This is a genomic window from Oceanobacillus profundus, assembly GCF_003515705.1.
In the GTDB taxonomy this organism is placed as follows: Bacteria; Bacillota; Bacilli; order Bacillales; family Amphibacillaceae; genus Oceanobacillus; species Oceanobacillus profundus.
This window is the reverse complement of the sequence record NZ_QWEH01000008.1, coordinates 1-16,010: the sequence shown is the minus strand read 5'-3', so window position 1 is coordinate 16,010 and position 16,010 is coordinate 1. Positions and strand designations below refer to the sequence as shown.

Below are 16,010 nucleotides of genomic sequence, written 5' to 3'. Positions count from 1 at the left end.
CCTTAAGCGATGCCTTCTATGTAATGAAGCAGAAAAGAAAGCTTTATGCTTTATTTTCTGCAAATATATACAATGTATCGAAATGCTTCGTTTGTTTGCAATAGATTTCCTTACCTTTCATAAGCTCTAAAATTGCAATAAACGTGACGACTACATGAGTTCTTGATGGATAGGGAAATAACTGATCGAATTCAATCCCCTTACCTTGTGTTGACTTTACTTTGGTCAACACATCTTGCATCCGCTGCTCAATCGGTATGTCCATCCGTTGTACAGTAGTATCTAGTGGTTTATTCCACTTTTTACGTTCAAACATTTTCCCCAGAGCACCGAGCATATCATAAATGGAGACATCTCCCTGTACTACCGGTTGTTTTTCGAATGTTAATTCATCGAAAACAGTTGGTGGTCTTGTAAATATTTGATTTGCTTCTACCTCCTTTTCCTTCAACCGTTCAGCAGCTTCTTTATATTTCCGATATTCGATCAGTCGTTGCATCAGTTCTTCTCTCGGATCCTCTGCGTATTCTTCCATCTCATTATCTTCAATAATTTCTTGTTTAGGCAGTAGCATCTGACTTTTAATCGCTACTAACGTGGAGGCCATAACTAGGTATTCACTTGCAATATTTAATTCAAGCTGTTGCATGGTATGTATATACTCCATGTATTGTTTCGTTATCTGTGCCATCGGAATGTCGTATATATCAATTTCATACTGATTGATTAAATGCAGCAATAAATCAAGCGGACCTTCAAATGCGTCTAATTTTACCTCGTATGCTTGATTCACAGTAGTTCCTTCCTTTCATTTGTACAATTTGAGTCTTTTTACTAATAATTCCCAGGTGAAGCGTTGCAATATTTCTGTATCAATTAAAATATAGAAAGTTTAAGTTTACCATGATCTACCCTGAAGGCAAGCGCAGCAAGTGTTTTGACTTTCTTTTGTTACAAATTTATTTATAGTTTGGCATATGCGCCCATACAACACACTTTTTTTTAACATAAGCTATTAGCGTAAGATAAATGTTACCACAAAACATTTCTGGAAAGAAGAAAAAGGAGGAAGTTCGTTATGAGTCAAGGTTATGGTGGTTATGGTGGAGGCTTTGCGTTAATTGTAGTTTTGTTCATTCTCTTGATTATTGTCGGTTGTGCTTGGTTCTAATTAGATAGCCGAAAAATTATATAGCATATAAAGCACTGGAATTATGAAGGCTACTAATGCACTACGGTTATCATAAATTAGAACAAAACCGAAACTCTGCTAAGTGTTCATGTAAGATAAAAATTTGTAGCTTCAAAGAAAAACCAGCCCTTATGAAAAGGGGGCTGGTTTTTCTTATTGGTTAGGAAATATAAAATCGACTGATTTCTTATACGAGAGCAGCCACGTTCAGCTATAGCACCCAGCGAGACTTTCCTCATGACGCGATAAAGAAGACTTGCCTACTGTCAAAGACATATGAGGCTTAGTCGCACTTATGCCCTTGTGGTCAAATCAGGCACCGACTCCAGGTAAAGGATGGCCGACTAAATCAGGCTCAAGCCTAACGTCAGCATCCCCCTTACTGAGGCATGTTTCCTTTTAGATGAACTTGACTTTTCTCCCAAAAGATGAAAGTTATCGTTCATCTTATACTTTGGAATAAATCTCCTACGTAGGAATGTTCGAGGCGCAGTCCATACGTCCCTAACTGGGCACTTCCGCTTTTGTGCTTAGCTATCAGAAGCATCTGCGCTGTCTTCTGCTAGTGTACATTTATTATAAAAATCCTGTATTTCATCCGTCGTACTAACAGCATATTTGTTCTGATAGATACGAATGACTTCATTGACCATCTTTTGACCGATTCCAGCATTTCGGTGAGAAGGATTGACTGAAACATGCTGCACGATTGCGTCTATACCATTTTCAATCCTAATTCCAATCGCACCTAATACATCATCTTCCTCTTTCCATAAATGAAGATGCCAGTCATCATTGGATTCATACTCTTTAATGGTCTGTTGCAATTTCTTAACGTCTTTCTTTTCTTCAGGCATAAAAGACAATAGACCCATTGCAATCTTTTCATGATTTTTTTTATAACGAATTAACATATTTACCCCTCATTAATAAAACCTTTTGATCTTTAAGAAATGATCTGTGAACATGGAAAACTGTTTTATAAACATACTTATATTATATTTATGGCACTATTAAATGTGTTTGTCAAATATACATACTGGAAAAAGGTTTCCAGTTTCAAGCATTGACAATTTTCACATAAATCATACGATTGTATAATAGATTATTTTCTGCTGATCAATCTAAAGATTGTAAATCCATCTGTTTGCTTCCCTTTGAATTTAAAAGGAATTAGATTCACAACAGCCATCCATACATTAAACCAAAAGAATAACTGTAAAAGACCATTTGTATTTACTTCCAGTATAATATAGATAACCGTCGCAGCCACTCCATTAAACATAGGGCCAAAAAATGTAATCCAAATAATTTCTGAATTATTATAAGGTCTTTCCCTCTCGGTTTTGGTTACTCCACCTATGAAGTAAACAGAACGCCATGTCAGCTCAAGGTTATTCATTGCGCTTGTCCATTGTCTTTTACCTATTCCTAAATTTATTTTAATACGATCTGCTTTTACCAACTTTGCACCGCATGCATGACCAAGCTCATGAATGAAAGTACAAATTGGTGCAATGATCAAAACAAGGCACACAAATAAATAAAGACTCATGGAAGTTGCCTAGATAATAATGTATTTATTCGCTGATTACTCGAACTTCTTTCATCACATCGCCATTTTGCATGGATTTGGCATGCTCGATTCCAGATGTTACTTGTCCGAACACAGTATGTACGCCATTCAAATGCGGTTGTGGCTCATGAACAATAAAAAATTGACTGCTTCCTGTATCTTTGCCTGCATGTGCCATTGATAGAGAACCTTCTACATGTGTATGTGGATTTCCTTCTGTTTCACATTTAATAGTATACCCTGCTGACCCAGTACCATTCCCAATAGGGCATCCGCCTTGACTTACAAATCCTGGAATGACACGGTGAAACGTTAAACCATCATAGAAATTTTCATTTGCAAGTTTCTCAAAGTTAGCAACCGTATTTGGTGCTTCGTTTGGGTAAAGTTCAAATTCAATTTTATTTCCATTTTCTAATAGAAAATATCCTTTTTTAGACATATAACAACATCTCCTCATTGATTTAGTAAAATCCAAAACTATTTTATCATTAATTATTTAGATTGGAAAGAATCGCCGCTTCTTTATTCATAGGACAAGTCATTTTTGACTACATCCTCATATGTTTCCCGTTTTACGACTAATTTATCGATTCCATCTTCAATAAACACAACTGCAGCATTCGGGAATCGGTTGTAATGACTTGCCATTGAATAACTATATGCTCCAGTAGAAAATACAGCTAGTATATCACCTGGTTCTACATCTGGAACTGGTAGATCCCAAATTAACATATCACCTGATTCACAGGCTTTACCCGCGATTGATACTTCCCTCGTTATTTTTTCCAACGGTTTATTGGCAATAACAGCTTCATATTTCGCTTGATATAGTGCAGGTCTGATATTATCTGTCATACCGCCATCTACGGAAACGTATTCCCTTACTCCAGGAATATCTTTCATCGCGCCAATGGTATAAAGCGTTATTCCAGCATTACCAACAATGGATCTACCTGGTTCAATCCAAATTTCGGGCATCGGGATATCTAACTCTTCCGAATTCTTTTGGACAGCTTGTACCGTTGCTTCTACATACTCGTGATGCCCTAACGGTTGGTCAGCCTTGGTATAACGAATTCCAAAACCGCCTCCTAGATTAAGCACTTCTGGTACATAATCATATTCTGCTTTCCATTTAGCAAGTTCATTAAATAAGATATCTACAGCTACCTGAAATCCTTCTGTTTCAAAAATTTGTGAACCGATATGACAATGGAGCCCTTTAAGTCGAATGGTTTTATGATTATAAAGTTGTTTTATAGCCTGAACTGCTTGACCGTTTTGAAGGTTAAATCCAAATTTCGAGTCCTCATTACCTGTCATAATATACTCATGCGTTTTCAGCTCTACCCCTGGTGTAACACGCATAAGAACATCCATTGTCTTATTTTGGGCATTTAGCTGCTCATCCAAGAGTTTAATATCATGGAAGTTATCAATAACAATACAACCGATGTCATGTTCAATTGCCATTGCAATTTCTTCGGCACTTTTATTGTTTCCATGCATATGGATTCGTTCTGTTGGGTATCCAGCTTGTAATGCTGTATATAATTCTCCCTCAGAGATAACATCTAGACATAAGCCTTCTTGCTTCGCTACTTGCAGCATTGCAATGGAAGAAAATGCTTTACTTGCGTATGCAACTTTTGCCTTTACGTTCAGTTCCTTAAATGTATTGACAAAGCTTCTTGCATTTTCACGAATCATGGAAACATCGTAAACATAAAGTGGTGTACCATATTTTTCAGCAAGTGTTATCGTGTCTACTCCACCAATCTCAAGATGTCCGTTTTCGTTCGTTTGAAACGGATGATGATTAATTATCATAATATGTACTCCTCCACTTTTAATGTATGAAATAATAGGAATACTTTATCATATTGAAACATAAAAGCGCAAGTAACAAAAAGAACTAAACACTGTTAGTTCTTTTTATTAGATCGTCTATAATTATTCTTCGGATGTACAATACTTGGTCGAGTATACATATCTGGAACGGGCTTTCTTAAGAGAATATGGGACATTGCTTTTGCATTAAATGGCAATAATGGCCATAGATACGGTGTTCGAAGTGATTTGATATTTGCTAAAAATAGAACATTCACTAAGATTCCAATCACAAATCCTGGCAGTTCGAACAAACCAACAAGCAGGACGAGAAATAAATTCATTATTTTGTTGGCAACACTTAGCTCATAGCTCGGAGTAACATATGCTCCAATCGCACTAACAGACACGTAAAGAATCACTTCTGGACTGAATAAACCAACGTCAATAGCGATTTGACCAATTAATACTGCAGCAATTAATCCCATGGCAGTTGATAATGGTGTCGGTGTATGAATTGCTGCCATTCGGAGAAATTCTATCCCAATGTATGCAAGTATAATTTGTATCATTACTGGTATGTTTCCTTGTTCATTCGGACCAATAAATGATAATTCCTTTGGCAGCAGGCTTGGATCTAGCGCAAATAAGAGCCAGACTGGCAGTAGATACATGGAAGCGAACACAGCTAAAAACCGAATAAAACGTATGAACGTACCAATTGATGGTGCCTGCCTATACTCTTCTGCATGTTGTAAATGATGGAAAAAAGTAGTGGGCAGGATAATGGCACTGGGAGACGTATCAACGAAGATTATGATGTGTCCTTCAAGCAAATGACTTGCAGCTACATCAGGCCTTTCCGTATAGCGGACAAGCGGAAAGACATTCCAATTTTGCCCGATAATAAACTCTTCGATTGTTTTTTCCGCCATTGTTATTCCATCGATATCGATTGCGTCCATTTTCTCTTTCACTAAGGTAATCAAATCATCATCCGCAATATCTTGTAAATAAGTAATACAAACATCTGTCTTCGAACGTTCTCCAACTTTTAACATTTCATTACGAATTCTTTCGTCACGCAATCTTCTTCGTGTGAGGGCAGTATTCTCAATTATGTTTTCAGTAAAACCATCTCTTGAGCCTCGAATCACCTTCTCCGTGTCAGGTTCCTCTGGGCTTCTACCCGGGTAGTTCCTGACATCAACTATAAATGCAAATTGTTCTCCATCGATAAAAATGGCAATCAAACCCGAAAGAATCTGATCTGCAGCTTCATCCATCGTTTTTACAAGAGTAACCTGTTGATGCACAATACGGTTTTCGATAATTTCGGCGACCATTTTGTAATTTGTTTCAACATCATTAATATCGATGAGTTGCTCCATTATTTCTTGTATAGTAGATGTATCACATAATCCAGTAACGTAGTAAATATTGATTTTCCGCTTCAGTATAATTAATTCTCTATACCCTACATCGAAGGAATAGCCCATTCCTAGTCTATCTTCCATATAGGCTTTATTTTCTTCAATTTTTGGTGATATTTTTTTCATAGAAGTTTTATTACCCAAATTTATTCACCTCTTATTTAACAAAATAGGTCCACTGGAATAGGGATCCGAATATTTTTCCAAATACAATTGCCATTAAAAGAACTAATAAATAATGGTCCAATCGCACTCTGCGGGATAATATTGGAAAAACATTCAATACCTCCGTTAAAGCTGCAGCAAGCATTCCATTGAAAATCCCGTGAAACAATCCCCAAAGCAGTAGTACTACAATCGGCTGCTGCAAATTTACTTCCGCAAATGAAAAATAAGTTCCCATCAAAAGCCCCAAGATGACACTTGCACTGTATACTTTTATTAGTTTTTCTGTTTTACTTAATTGAATAAGCCTTGGGATAATACCAAGTACCGTTATAAACGCGACAAACCCAGCCCCCACAGCAAGACCCCCACTAAAACCAATGAGCATTTGCAAGAAGTTAACGATTAAGTTCTGTATCATTTAACTTGTTTTCATGATGATTTAAGTAACTATTAAGGTCTTGTTGATATTTATATATCTCTACTTCAAGCGGGCTAGGCTCTTCATTAAACCTTCGATTAAACCAATGATTAAAAAATAACAATGTTCCAATTCCTAAACCAAAAGAGTACGGAATCTGGATCCATAATGGGAATTCATTTTCTTCGCCAGTTAGCAGGAAATGAAGATGCTGTTGTACCTCCTGCATACTAACATCATAGTGGAAGTTCATAATTGTCATCGCTGTACCAATGAATAGCAAAATCCATACAAATGATGCAACCAATATGTTTAAGGGTTTTTTTTGCGTGTTTATTCGTACAATGGTTTGTTCCGGCCCAGAGATTTGGATTTCTAACCCTTCATATTCGTTTATTAAATGATCTATGATTAGGAAGCTGTCGATAATAACAATGTTCTTATCCTTTTTGGTAAGTCTGTATACAGGCGTGTTTTCCAGCTTATACTTCCGGATATTTGCAGCAGATATATGTGCAATATCCTTCAGCATAAGCTGTTTAAGCGTATTTAATTCCACTGTTTTTTTCATTCGAAGATAGATAATCTCTGCCAATGGAATAACTTCCTTTCCATTTAAGCTATTACTGTTTCGTTTAGTATTTGTCAGTTGTGATAAATTTATCATACAAATGTGGTAAAACCTTTTTCAAAATGACTTTTCGCTTTCATATCATGATTTTTATTAAATTTTCTTTTGAAAGAAACTGGCGAACTAACTTCTCGGCTGTTTTCTTCAAGTATGTGCAATAATCGCCGTCCGGGCACCTAAGGGAACGGCTTTAACCCCTCCAGCCTACGAGCCATCAGACACGTGCTGTTCCAGCAGGACAAGCTTTTACATCGCACGAAGAAAATTGTTTTGTATTTTTGAGGAGTCACCGCCATACGCTCACCCGAACTGGTTTGAGCAAAAAATTTGTTTCGGTAAATTATGTTAGAAATAGCTAATGAGCCAATTCTAGCAGAGGAAACACACGTAGACTTCTTCGGGATACGCGGCCAGAGTGAGACACTGTAGAACGGAGTACGAAGAGCGTCGGGTCACCCGCGAAGAGCGTAGTGTGTTTCCAGAGCGGTTAGTCGCACAATCTCTCAATACGCATTAATTAGAAGTCATATTAAATCGAACAAAAAAACACCACAGATGTGATGTTTTAAAGAAAGATCTATTAGGAAGAATCCATATTTTTCTTCATATCCTCCAGAATCTTTTTTTCCAGCCTTGAGACTTGAACTTGGGAAATTCCGAGCCTTTCTGCTACTTCTGTTTGTGTCTGGTCTTTGTAATAGCGTAAGTAGACAATCAACCGTTCACGTTCAGTTAGATTCTGGATTGCTTCCTGTAATGTAAGTTTATCGAACCATTTTGTATCCTGGTCGGCAATTTGATCCAAAAGCGTTATCGGATCGCCATCATTTTCAAAAACGGTTTCATGAATGGAATGAGGTGATTTCGCAGCTTCCTGCGCATGGACAACCTCTTCCGATGAGATCTCTAATGCATCAGCAATTTCTTTCACTGTCGGTGACCTTCCCAATTGTTTTGTTAGCTCGTCTTTTTTCCGACGAATTTTATTTCCTGTCTCCTTCAGTGAGCGACTTACCTTCACGCTTCCATCATCTCTAATAAACCGTTGAATTTCACCGATAATCATTGGAACTGCATACGTTGAAAACCGTACATCATAAGACAAATCAAATTTATCAATCGCCTTAATCAGCCCAATGCTGCCAATCTGGAACAAATCATCTGGATCATAGCCCCTATTAATAAATCGTTGAACAACCGACCACACAAGGCGAATATTTCTTTCTACAAGAAGGTCTCTTGCCTCTTTATCGCCTTGTTGACTTTTTAATATATATTCTTTCACTTTCTCATCTGACAGCTGTTCCTTTTGGCGGGTGTTTTTAACATTTACATTCATGGCAGCCCCCTCAGTTATAGACTGTTTTGGTCTTTGATAGCTGCTTTGTCATATATACTGCAGTTCCCTCGTTAGGGTTCGAAATGACCTCAACAGAATCCATAAAGTTTTCCATGATTGTAAATCCCATTCCTGATCTTTCCATTTCTGGTTTTGATGTATACAGCGGCTCTAATGCCTCTGTTACATTTGGAATTCCAATTCCATTATCCTTAATTGTTAATTCAATTTCCTCATCATTCAATGTACATGTAATATAAACTTTATGATGTGCTTCCCTATTATAGCCGTGGATAATCGCATTCGTTACCGCTTCTGAAACGACAGTCTTAATTTCTGTCAGTTCATCCATTGTCGGATCCAGCTGTGCTATAAAAGCCGCGACAGTCACTCTAGCAAAAGCTTCATTCTCACTCACACTTGAGAATTCCAAATTCATTTCGTTTTTCATGAAGCCACCCCCAGTGTTGCTAATGCAAATTCTTCATTCTCCTCAAGTCTGACAATTTTAAACAGGCCTGACATTTCAAATAAGCGCTTTACAGGTGGTGAAATGGAACATACTACCATTTCCCCACCTAATTGAATAACCTCTTTATATCGGCCGAGTACAACACCAAGTCCGGAACTATCCATAAACGTTACTTCTTCAAGGTTGAGTATGATATGCTTAACTGGATTTACATACAACATATCTTTCCACTTATCACGTAACAATTCTGCTTCATGATGATCCAATTCACCTGATAGTCTTACTATTAAGACGTCACCCTTCACATCAAATATTGAATGAAGCCCCATATTTATTCCTCCTTATAAGAACTGTATTGAATCTATTTCTTTATTGGGAGGTCTAATTCCTGCTACTTGACAAAAGAAGTGTCTATTCAATTAAATTAGATGAAATTAGCGTGATTTCACCATTTCTTGCACCGTGCGCTTTAATAGTGAAAAATAGGTTGTTTTCTCAATATCTTCTTCAACTGTTAAAGGTATTTCATATAGTACCTGCTCCCCATCCTTCACATATAATTTACCAACTTCATCTCCTCTTTTAACTGGTAAATTCCAGGTGTCTTGAAGCTTCACCTCTGTCTGGATATCCTTTTCCTCTTCGCCTTTCTTATGAAGGGTACTAATCGATTGTTTTGTTACAATATCAACATTCTTTTGCTTTGATTTCAAGAGATGGATATCGGTAATCTTTTCGTCCCTATCAAAAAGCTTATTTGTCTCAAACTGATTGAATGCATAATCAAGTAAACCGGATACCATCGTATTTCTTTCCTTAGGAGATTCTGCACCCATTACAACAGCAATAACGCGCATATCGTCTCGCTTAGCTGTAGCAGTTAAACAATATTTCGCCTCGCTTGTATACCCTGTTTTTAATCCATCTACATCAGGATAGAACCGAACAAGCTTATTTGTATTTACTAACCAGAACTCATTGTCCTGTCCTTTTCTTAAATAATCTTCATAGACCGAAGTATAATCTGTTATGGCTTCATACTTTAATAGTTCATTTGCAATCATCGCCATATCATAGGATGTGCTGTAGTGATTATCTGCAGGTAAGCCCGTGGAATTTTGGAAATGCGTGTTCTCAAGCTTTAATTCCTTTGCGCGTTCATTCATTTTTTTCACAAATGCTTCTTCACTTCCAGCAAGGCGCTCTGCTAAAGCAACACTAGCGTCATTACCAGATGCGATGGCTACCCCTTTTAATAGATCATTAACAGACATTTCCTCTCCTGCTTCCAAGAAGATTTGCGACCCTCCCATGGAAGCAGCTCGTTCACTTACACGTATCATTTCATCTTTTTGTAAGTTCCCTTTATCCAACGCTTCCATAATGAGCAGTAACGTCATTATTTTAGTCATACTTGCTGGCGGTAACTTTTCATGAGCATTTTTATCGAAAAGTATTTCGCCGGTATCCTGTTCCAATAAAATAGCTGATTTTGCATCTGGAGCAAGAGCTAGTCCATTATTCTCTTCCTCCGAGTTATTTTCTTCTGCAAAAGCAGAAACAGGCACTGCAAAAGCTATTACCATCATAATTGTAATGAGTCTTAAAAACTTATTCATCATCTTTTACCTCCAGCAATCAATATAAAAGCGTGTTCAAAAAAGAGAAGGCAAATTGGCTAGTAACCATACTTTTTTATCTTCCAATTTGATAACGCCAAAATGTCGTTTTTGTCCAGACTTTTTGAACATCCTCTATAATGAAAGGATTGCCGAATATTGGCATTTTCATACACCGAAAATAATAAAAAAGAAAAAGCACACAACCGTGCGCTTTTTCCTTTTGTTAATCCGTTATTGTCTGATAAATTAATGTTGGAGCTTCAATATGCTCAGTCGTTATCGTTATACTTTCATACAACTTTTCAATGACTTGATCTACATTTTCCTGATTAGAATGAATCGTAAGTAAGGATTCTCCTTCTGTAACAGAATCACCAATCTTCTTATGGAGCACAATTCCGACACTTAAATCAATTTCAGACTCTTTTGTTGCTCTGCCAGCACCAAGCATCATTGCAGCAGTACCTAGTTCATCAGCAATAATTGCTGCTACCTTACCAGCAGATTTAGCTGGTAGATCGATTTTAAATTTCGCCTGTGGCAGTAACTCCGGATTATCAGCTACTTCTGCATTTCCGCCTTGTGACTCTAAAAATTGTTTGAATTTATCGAACGCTTTTCCATTTGTTAAAGCTTCCTGTAATAGCTGTCGTGCTTCATCAATATTTTTCGCCTTTTTAGCAAGTACAACCATTTGGCTTCCTAATGTAAGACATAATTCGGTTAGATCCTCAGGACCTTTTCCTTGAAGTGTATCAATTGCTTCTTTTACTTCAAGCGCATTCCCTATTGCATACCCTAGCGGCTGGCTCATATCAGATATAACAGCCATTGTATTTCTTGATACCTTATTCCCGATAGAAACCATTGCATGTGCGAGCTCTTTAGCATCCTCAAGATCTTTCATAAAAGCTCCAGCACCGGTTTTAACGTCTAGGACAATGCCATCAGCACCAGAAGCGATTTTTTTACTCATAATTGAACTGGCAATTAGTGGAATTGAATTTACGGTTGCTGTGACATCTCTTAAACTATATAATTTTTTGTCAGCCGGGGTTAAATTTCCAGACTGACCAATTACCGCAACTTTATTTTTATTCACTAAGTCGATGAACGCCTCATTTGTTATTTCTACATGAAATCCTGGAACAGCCTCTAATTTATCAATCGTTCCCCCTGTATGCCCAAGGCCTCTTCCGCTCATTTTAGCTAAAGGTACACCAAGTGATGCAACTAAAGGTGCAAGTATTAAAGTTGTTGTATCACCAACTCCACCAGTAGAATGCTTATCTACTTTGATCCCTTCAATCGCCGATAAATCAATTTGATCGCCCGATTCAACCATAGCCATCGTTAAGCTTGCACGTTCCACTTCTGTCATGTCCTGAAAATAAATTGCCATTAATAAAGCACTAATTTGATAATCTGGAATTTCACCGTTTGTATAGCCATCAATAAAAAATGTTATCTCTTCCTTGGTTAATTCCCCACCGTTTCGCTTTTTCTCAATGATGTCATACATTCTCATTTATAATCACCTTTTTTATTATTTTAGTTCGTACATATTTACGCTGGCAATGTACTTACAATTTTCTTAACAAATTGCAGGAAATTTGTTTTTACTTTTTCAGTTGTTTCTATTACTTCATCGTGTGTTAACGGCTGATCTAATATACCTGCAGCCATATTTGAAATACAAGAAATACCAAGCACTCGAATGCCAGCGTGTCTGCTTACCACAACTTCTGGTACGGTAGACATTCCTACAGCATCTCCACCAAGCGTTCTCAGCATTCTAACCTCTGCAGGCGTTTCATATGCTGGTCCAGTGTTGCCGACATACACTCCTTTTTGAACGAAAATACCAAGTGAAGCTGCACAGCTTTCTGCATGCTTTATGAATTCTCGATCATAACTTTGGGACATATCAGGAAAACGAACACCTAAGTCTTCATCGTTTTTTCCGATTAAAGGATTATCACCCATATTATTAATGTGATCTGTAATGAGCATGAGGTCTCCGGGGTTGAATTCCTCATTTATTCCCCCAGCGGCATTCGTTACGATAATGGACTCGATTCCTAAATCCTTCATGACGCGTACTGGAAATGTTACTTGGTTCATGGAATAGCCTTCATAGTAATGAAAACGTCCTTGCATCGCGATAACCTGCTTACCTTCTAACGTTCCAATTACAAGTTGCCCCTTATGTCCAGATACTGTTGATTCTGGAAAGTGTGGAATGTCCTTATAAGCAATGGTTATCGGATTTTCAATTTCTTCACCAAGAACTCCTAGACCAGAACCAAGAATTAAGCCAATTTCTGGTGTCTCTTTTAGTTTACTTTTCACATAATTGCTCGCTTCTTTAATTGCTATATGATTCATTTTGCTGATTCCCCTCTATTTAATTTCATTTAAAAAGCTTTTTCCGTGATTAGGCATCGGTATGTTAAAATTATCTGCGATTGTAGCACCGATATCTGCGAAAGTTTCTTTAATTGGCAATGCTCTTCCTTCTGAAATCGCTTTATGATGTACGAGCAACGGTACATATTCTCTCGTGTGGTCTGTACCATGATGTGTCGGGTCATTCCCGTGATCTGCAGTAATAATTAACAAGTCATCCTTCTGCAATTTTTCTAAAACCTCAGGCAATCTTGCATCAAATTCTTCCAATGCTTTTCCATAACCCTCTGGATCTCTTCGGTGTCCATATTTTGCATCAAAATCAACTAAATTCAAAAAGCTAATACCGGTAAAATCCTGATCCATTGACGCTACTAGCTTTGTCATGCCATCATCATTATCCTTTGTTCGAACTGCTTCGGTTACTCCTTCTCCATCATAAATGTCGGAAATCTTCCCTAGAGCAATCACGTCCAGTTTATTATCTTTCAGTTCATTCATTACAGTCCTGCCAAATGGCTTCAATGCATAATCATGGCGGTTTGATGTTCGTTCAAATGCACCAGGTTTACCAATAAACGGTCGTGCAATAATACGGCCAACCATATATTTTTCGTCCAATGTTAGCGCGCGAGCAATTTCACAAATACGATACTGCTCTTCAATCGGTACAATTTCTTCATGTGCAGCGATTTGCAGTACTGAATCTGCAGACGTATAAACAATCAGCGCACCAGTTTTCATATGCTCTTCACCAAGCTCATCCAATATTTCAGTACCTGATGCGGGCTTATTCCCAATAATTTTTCTTCCGGATTTTTCTTCCAATTCATTTAATAACTCATCTGGAAATCCGTCCGGGAACGTTCGAAATGGGTTGCTTATATGAAGGCCCATAATTTCCCAATGGCCAGTCATGGTATCTTTACCATTTGAAGCTTCCTGCATTTTTGTATAGTGTGCTTTTGGATGAATAGCCTTGCCAATTCCTTTTATTTCCTTAATATTACTTAATCCTAATTCACCCATATGAGGCATATTCAATCCACTCATATGTTCTGCAATATGCCCTAGCGTATCAGCACCAACATCATTAAATTGTGCTGCATCTGGTGCCTCGCCAATTCCTACTGAATCTAAAACAACTAAAAATACACGTTTAAATTGATTCATCTCTATCAAACCTCCTGTTACTATATTCCCGCATCACTATGAATATATGTTTCATTTTTATGATGTAGGATGTCAGACCACTGTTAAATCAAGTTCAAGCTCTTGGATGGTATGCCTTATACATGTCTTTTAATCGCGCTTTCGTGACATGCGTATAAATTTGGGTTGTCGAAATATCAGCATGTCCTAGCATTTCCTGAACCGCACGTAGGTCGGCGCCATTTTCTAATAAATGAGTTGCAAAGGAATGTCTTAGCGTATGTGGTGTTAACGTTTTATTTATGCCTACATCTCTTGCTAACCCCTTTAGGATCTTCCAAAATCCTTGTCGCGATAAGGCTCTGCCATGCTGATTAACAAACAATGCTGATTCAGATTTGTTATTAACAAGCTTCCCTCTTGCAAGATCTAAATATTGCTCTAAAGCATTTCTTGCTGCATCTCCTAATGGAACAATTCTTTCCTTTGAGCCCTTTCCAAAACATTGAACGAATCCCATTGTTAAATGTAAATCACCAACCTTCAATGAAATTAGTTCTGATACACGAAGTCCTGTTGCATAAAGCAACTCGAGCATTGCTTTATTACGTATGGAAAGTGAAGAGTTCGTTTGAATATCGAGTAATTTTTCCACATCTGCCTGAGACAGAATATCAGGAAGCTTTCTTTCTTTTTTCGGTGTTTCAATATGTAAACTAGGATCATGCGTCACAATCTGTTCGCGAATTAGAAATTGATGAAAGCTGCGAATAGATGAAACATGTCTTGTAATGGTTGCTGTCGACTTCCCACTATCTTTAAGCACATATAAGAAGCTTATGATATCATTTCTAGTTACCTGATCCCATGATTGTTTCTTTGCTTCCTTTTCGATATGTTCGATATAATGTTTAAGATCACGTCCGTAGGAGCCAAGTGTGTTTTCTGATAAACCGCGCTCGATTTGCAGAAAGTGAATAAAATCCTCCAATGCGTATTTCAACATACATACTACTCCCCTGCTTTAAAAAATAATTGAAATCGTTCCAATAGCTTCGTTTGTGAATGAAACACCTTAACAGCTGGGCCTTCGGGAGGATCATAACGATGAATTTCTTCATACTCCCGATGCATAATTTGTAAGCCTACATAAAATATGACGGTACACATTGTAAAAATCACAAACACTTTTATCGTATCTCGTATCATTCTATTCACCTAGCACTACTCCCTAAAATAGTTGTTTATTTAAAGATATGCTAGGTTAGAATCACAATATACTATTCAAATGTAACCTTTTTCAAGCAATTTGTAAATTATAACAAAAATAAAGTCCAACCCAACTTCAAACCAAAATATGAGAAAGTATTTAATAAATCAGGAGTTGAAAGAAACTGCGAACTAACTTCTTGGCTGTTTTCTTCAAGTATGTGCAATAATCGCCGTCCGGGATCGCTTCGGGCGGATGCTTTCCGTGGGCACGGATTCAGCCTCTCCGGAAGAAACCCACTTCCGGTGAGTCTTCAGACACGTGCTATTCCCACTGGAGTCACCGCCCTGCGCTCACCCGGACTGGTAGCGCATCGATATCGTTTTTATTAATTCCACAAGTAATAATTGGTGAGCATATACTAGCGGAGGAAATATACGTAGACTGATATGAACGAAACTGTCAAGTACCCCTTACACTCTTTTGAAAGATATTCTTTTTGACCAACTTTAAGCTAAGAGTCTATGTCTGTATAGGCTCTTTTTTATTTAACTG

At 37.6% G+C, this 16,010-nt stretch carries 18 protein-coding genes; 1 reads left to right on the top strand and 17 read right to left on the bottom strand.

Annotation, left to right across the window (positions count from 1 at the left end; all coding sequences use genetic code 11):
* Positions 1-43 precede the first annotated feature (43 nt).
* Positions 44-793: a segregation/condensation protein A gene (locus D1B32_RS12510; protein WP_095308907.1), complete on the bottom strand. Its 750-nt coding sequence runs from the start codon at positions 791-793 to the stop codon at positions 44-46.
* 285 nt (positions 794-1,078) lie between these two features.
* Here D1B32_RS12510 and D1B32_RS12505 point away from each other — a divergent pair, with 285 nt between their 5' ends.
* Positions 1,079-1,171: a YjcZ family sporulation protein gene (locus D1B32_RS12505; protein ID WP_095308906.1), complete on the top strand. Its 93-nt coding sequence runs from the start codon at positions 1,079-1,081 to the stop codon at positions 1,169-1,171.
* 551 nt (positions 1,172-1,722) lie between these two features.
* On the opposite strand, the gene D1B32_RS12500 is transcribed toward D1B32_RS12505, so the two are convergent.
* From D1B32_RS12500 to D1B32_RS12425, 16 genes are all read right to left on the bottom strand, one after another.
* Positions 1,723-2,106 (bottom strand): GNAT family N-acetyltransferase, encoded by a 384-nt coding sequence (locus tag D1B32_RS12500; protein ID WP_095308905.1) that lies wholly within the window; start codon positions 2,104-2,106, stop codon positions 1,723-1,725.
* A gap of 191 nt (positions 2,107-2,297) precedes the next feature.
* Positions 2,298-2,717, bottom strand: coding sequence for a site-2 protease family protein (locus D1B32_RS12495; RefSeq protein WP_187393154.1), 420 nt, complete (start codon positions 2,715-2,717; stop codon positions 2,298-2,300).
* A gap of 55 nt (positions 2,718-2,772) precedes the next feature.
* A complete protein-coding gene (locus tag D1B32_RS12490; RefSeq protein WP_095308902.1) occupies positions 2,773-3,210 on the bottom strand; it encodes a peptidylprolyl isomerase in 438 nt (145 codons plus the stop codon).
* 83 nt (positions 3,211-3,293) lie between these two features.
* Complete coding sequence (gene lysA / locus D1B32_RS12485) at positions 3,294-4,601, bottom strand: diaminopimelate decarboxylase (protein ID WP_095308901.1); 1,308 nt, start codon at positions 4,599-4,601, stop codon at positions 3,294-3,296.
* A 95-nt stretch (positions 4,602-4,696) separates the two neighbouring features.
* Positions 4,697-6,160: a spore germination protein gene (locus D1B32_RS12480; protein ID WP_118889654.1), complete on the bottom strand. Its 1,464-nt coding sequence runs from the start codon at positions 6,158-6,160 to the stop codon at positions 4,697-4,699.
* Between the two features lie 31 nt (positions 6,161-6,191).
* Entirely contained in the window at positions 6,192-6,620 is a 429-nt protein-coding gene (locus D1B32_RS12475; RefSeq protein WP_095308900.1) for a stage V sporulation protein AB, read from the bottom strand.
* Complete coding sequence (locus tag D1B32_RS12470) at positions 6,598-7,215, bottom strand: stage V sporulation protein AA (RefSeq protein ID WP_118889598.1); 618 nt, start codon at positions 7,213-7,215, stop codon at positions 6,598-6,600. Before D1B32_RS12470 ends, D1B32_RS12475 begins: the two co-directional genes overlap by 23 nt.
* 616 nt (positions 7,216-7,831) lie before the next feature.
* Positions 7,832-8,590 carry an RNA polymerase sporulation sigma factor SigF gene (gene sigF / locus D1B32_RS12465; RefSeq protein ID WP_095308897.1) on the bottom strand — a complete coding sequence of 253 codons (759 nt, stop codon included), beginning with the start codon at positions 8,588-8,590 and terminating at the stop codon, positions 7,832-7,834.
* 10 nt (positions 8,591-8,600) lie between these two features.
* Positions 8,601-9,041 carry an anti-sigma F factor gene (spoIIAB, locus tag D1B32_RS12460; protein WP_118889597.1) on the bottom strand — a complete coding sequence of 147 codons (441 nt, stop codon included), beginning with the start codon at positions 9,039-9,041 and terminating at the stop codon, positions 8,601-8,603.
* A complete protein-coding gene (gene spoIIAA / locus D1B32_RS12455) occupies positions 9,038-9,391 on the bottom strand; it encodes an anti-sigma F factor antagonist (protein ID WP_095308895.1) in 354 nt (117 codons plus the stop codon). The genes spoIIAB and spoIIAA overlap by 4 nt, the downstream gene beginning before the upstream one ends.
* Positions 9,392-9,496: 105 nt before the next feature.
* Positions 9,497-10,684: a D-alanyl-D-alanine carboxypeptidase family protein gene (locus tag D1B32_RS12450; protein ID WP_379601125.1), complete on the bottom strand. Its 1,188-nt coding sequence runs from the start codon at positions 10,682-10,684 to the stop codon at positions 9,497-9,499.
* A gap of 223 nt (positions 10,685-10,907) precedes the next feature.
* Positions 10,908-12,212: a pyrimidine-nucleoside phosphorylase gene (locus D1B32_RS12445; protein ID WP_095308894.1), complete on the bottom strand. Its 1,305-nt coding sequence runs from the start codon at positions 12,210-12,212 to the stop codon at positions 10,908-10,910.
* A 38-nt stretch (positions 12,213-12,250) separates the two neighbouring features.
* Positions 12,251-13,072 (bottom strand): purine-nucleoside phosphorylase, encoded by an 822-nt coding sequence (locus tag D1B32_RS12440; protein ID WP_095308892.1) that lies wholly within the window; start codon positions 13,070-13,072, stop codon positions 12,251-12,253.
* Between the two features lie 15 nt (positions 13,073-13,087).
* Positions 13,088-14,266: a phosphopentomutase gene (gene deoB, locus D1B32_RS12435; protein WP_095308891.1), complete on the bottom strand. Its 1,179-nt coding sequence runs from the start codon at positions 14,264-14,266 to the stop codon at positions 13,088-13,090.
* Between the two features lie 94 nt (positions 14,267-14,360).
* Complete coding sequence (xerD, locus tag D1B32_RS12430) at positions 14,361-15,251, bottom strand: site-specific tyrosine recombinase XerD (RefSeq protein WP_095308890.1); 891 nt, start codon at positions 15,249-15,251, stop codon at positions 14,361-14,363.
* 5 nt (positions 15,252-15,256) lie between these two features.
* Positions 15,257-15,454 carry a DUF4227 family protein gene (locus D1B32_RS12425; protein ID WP_095308889.1) on the bottom strand — a complete coding sequence of 66 codons (198 nt, stop codon included), beginning with the start codon at positions 15,452-15,454 and terminating at the stop codon, positions 15,257-15,259.
* Positions 15,455-16,010 lie beyond the last annotated feature (556 nt).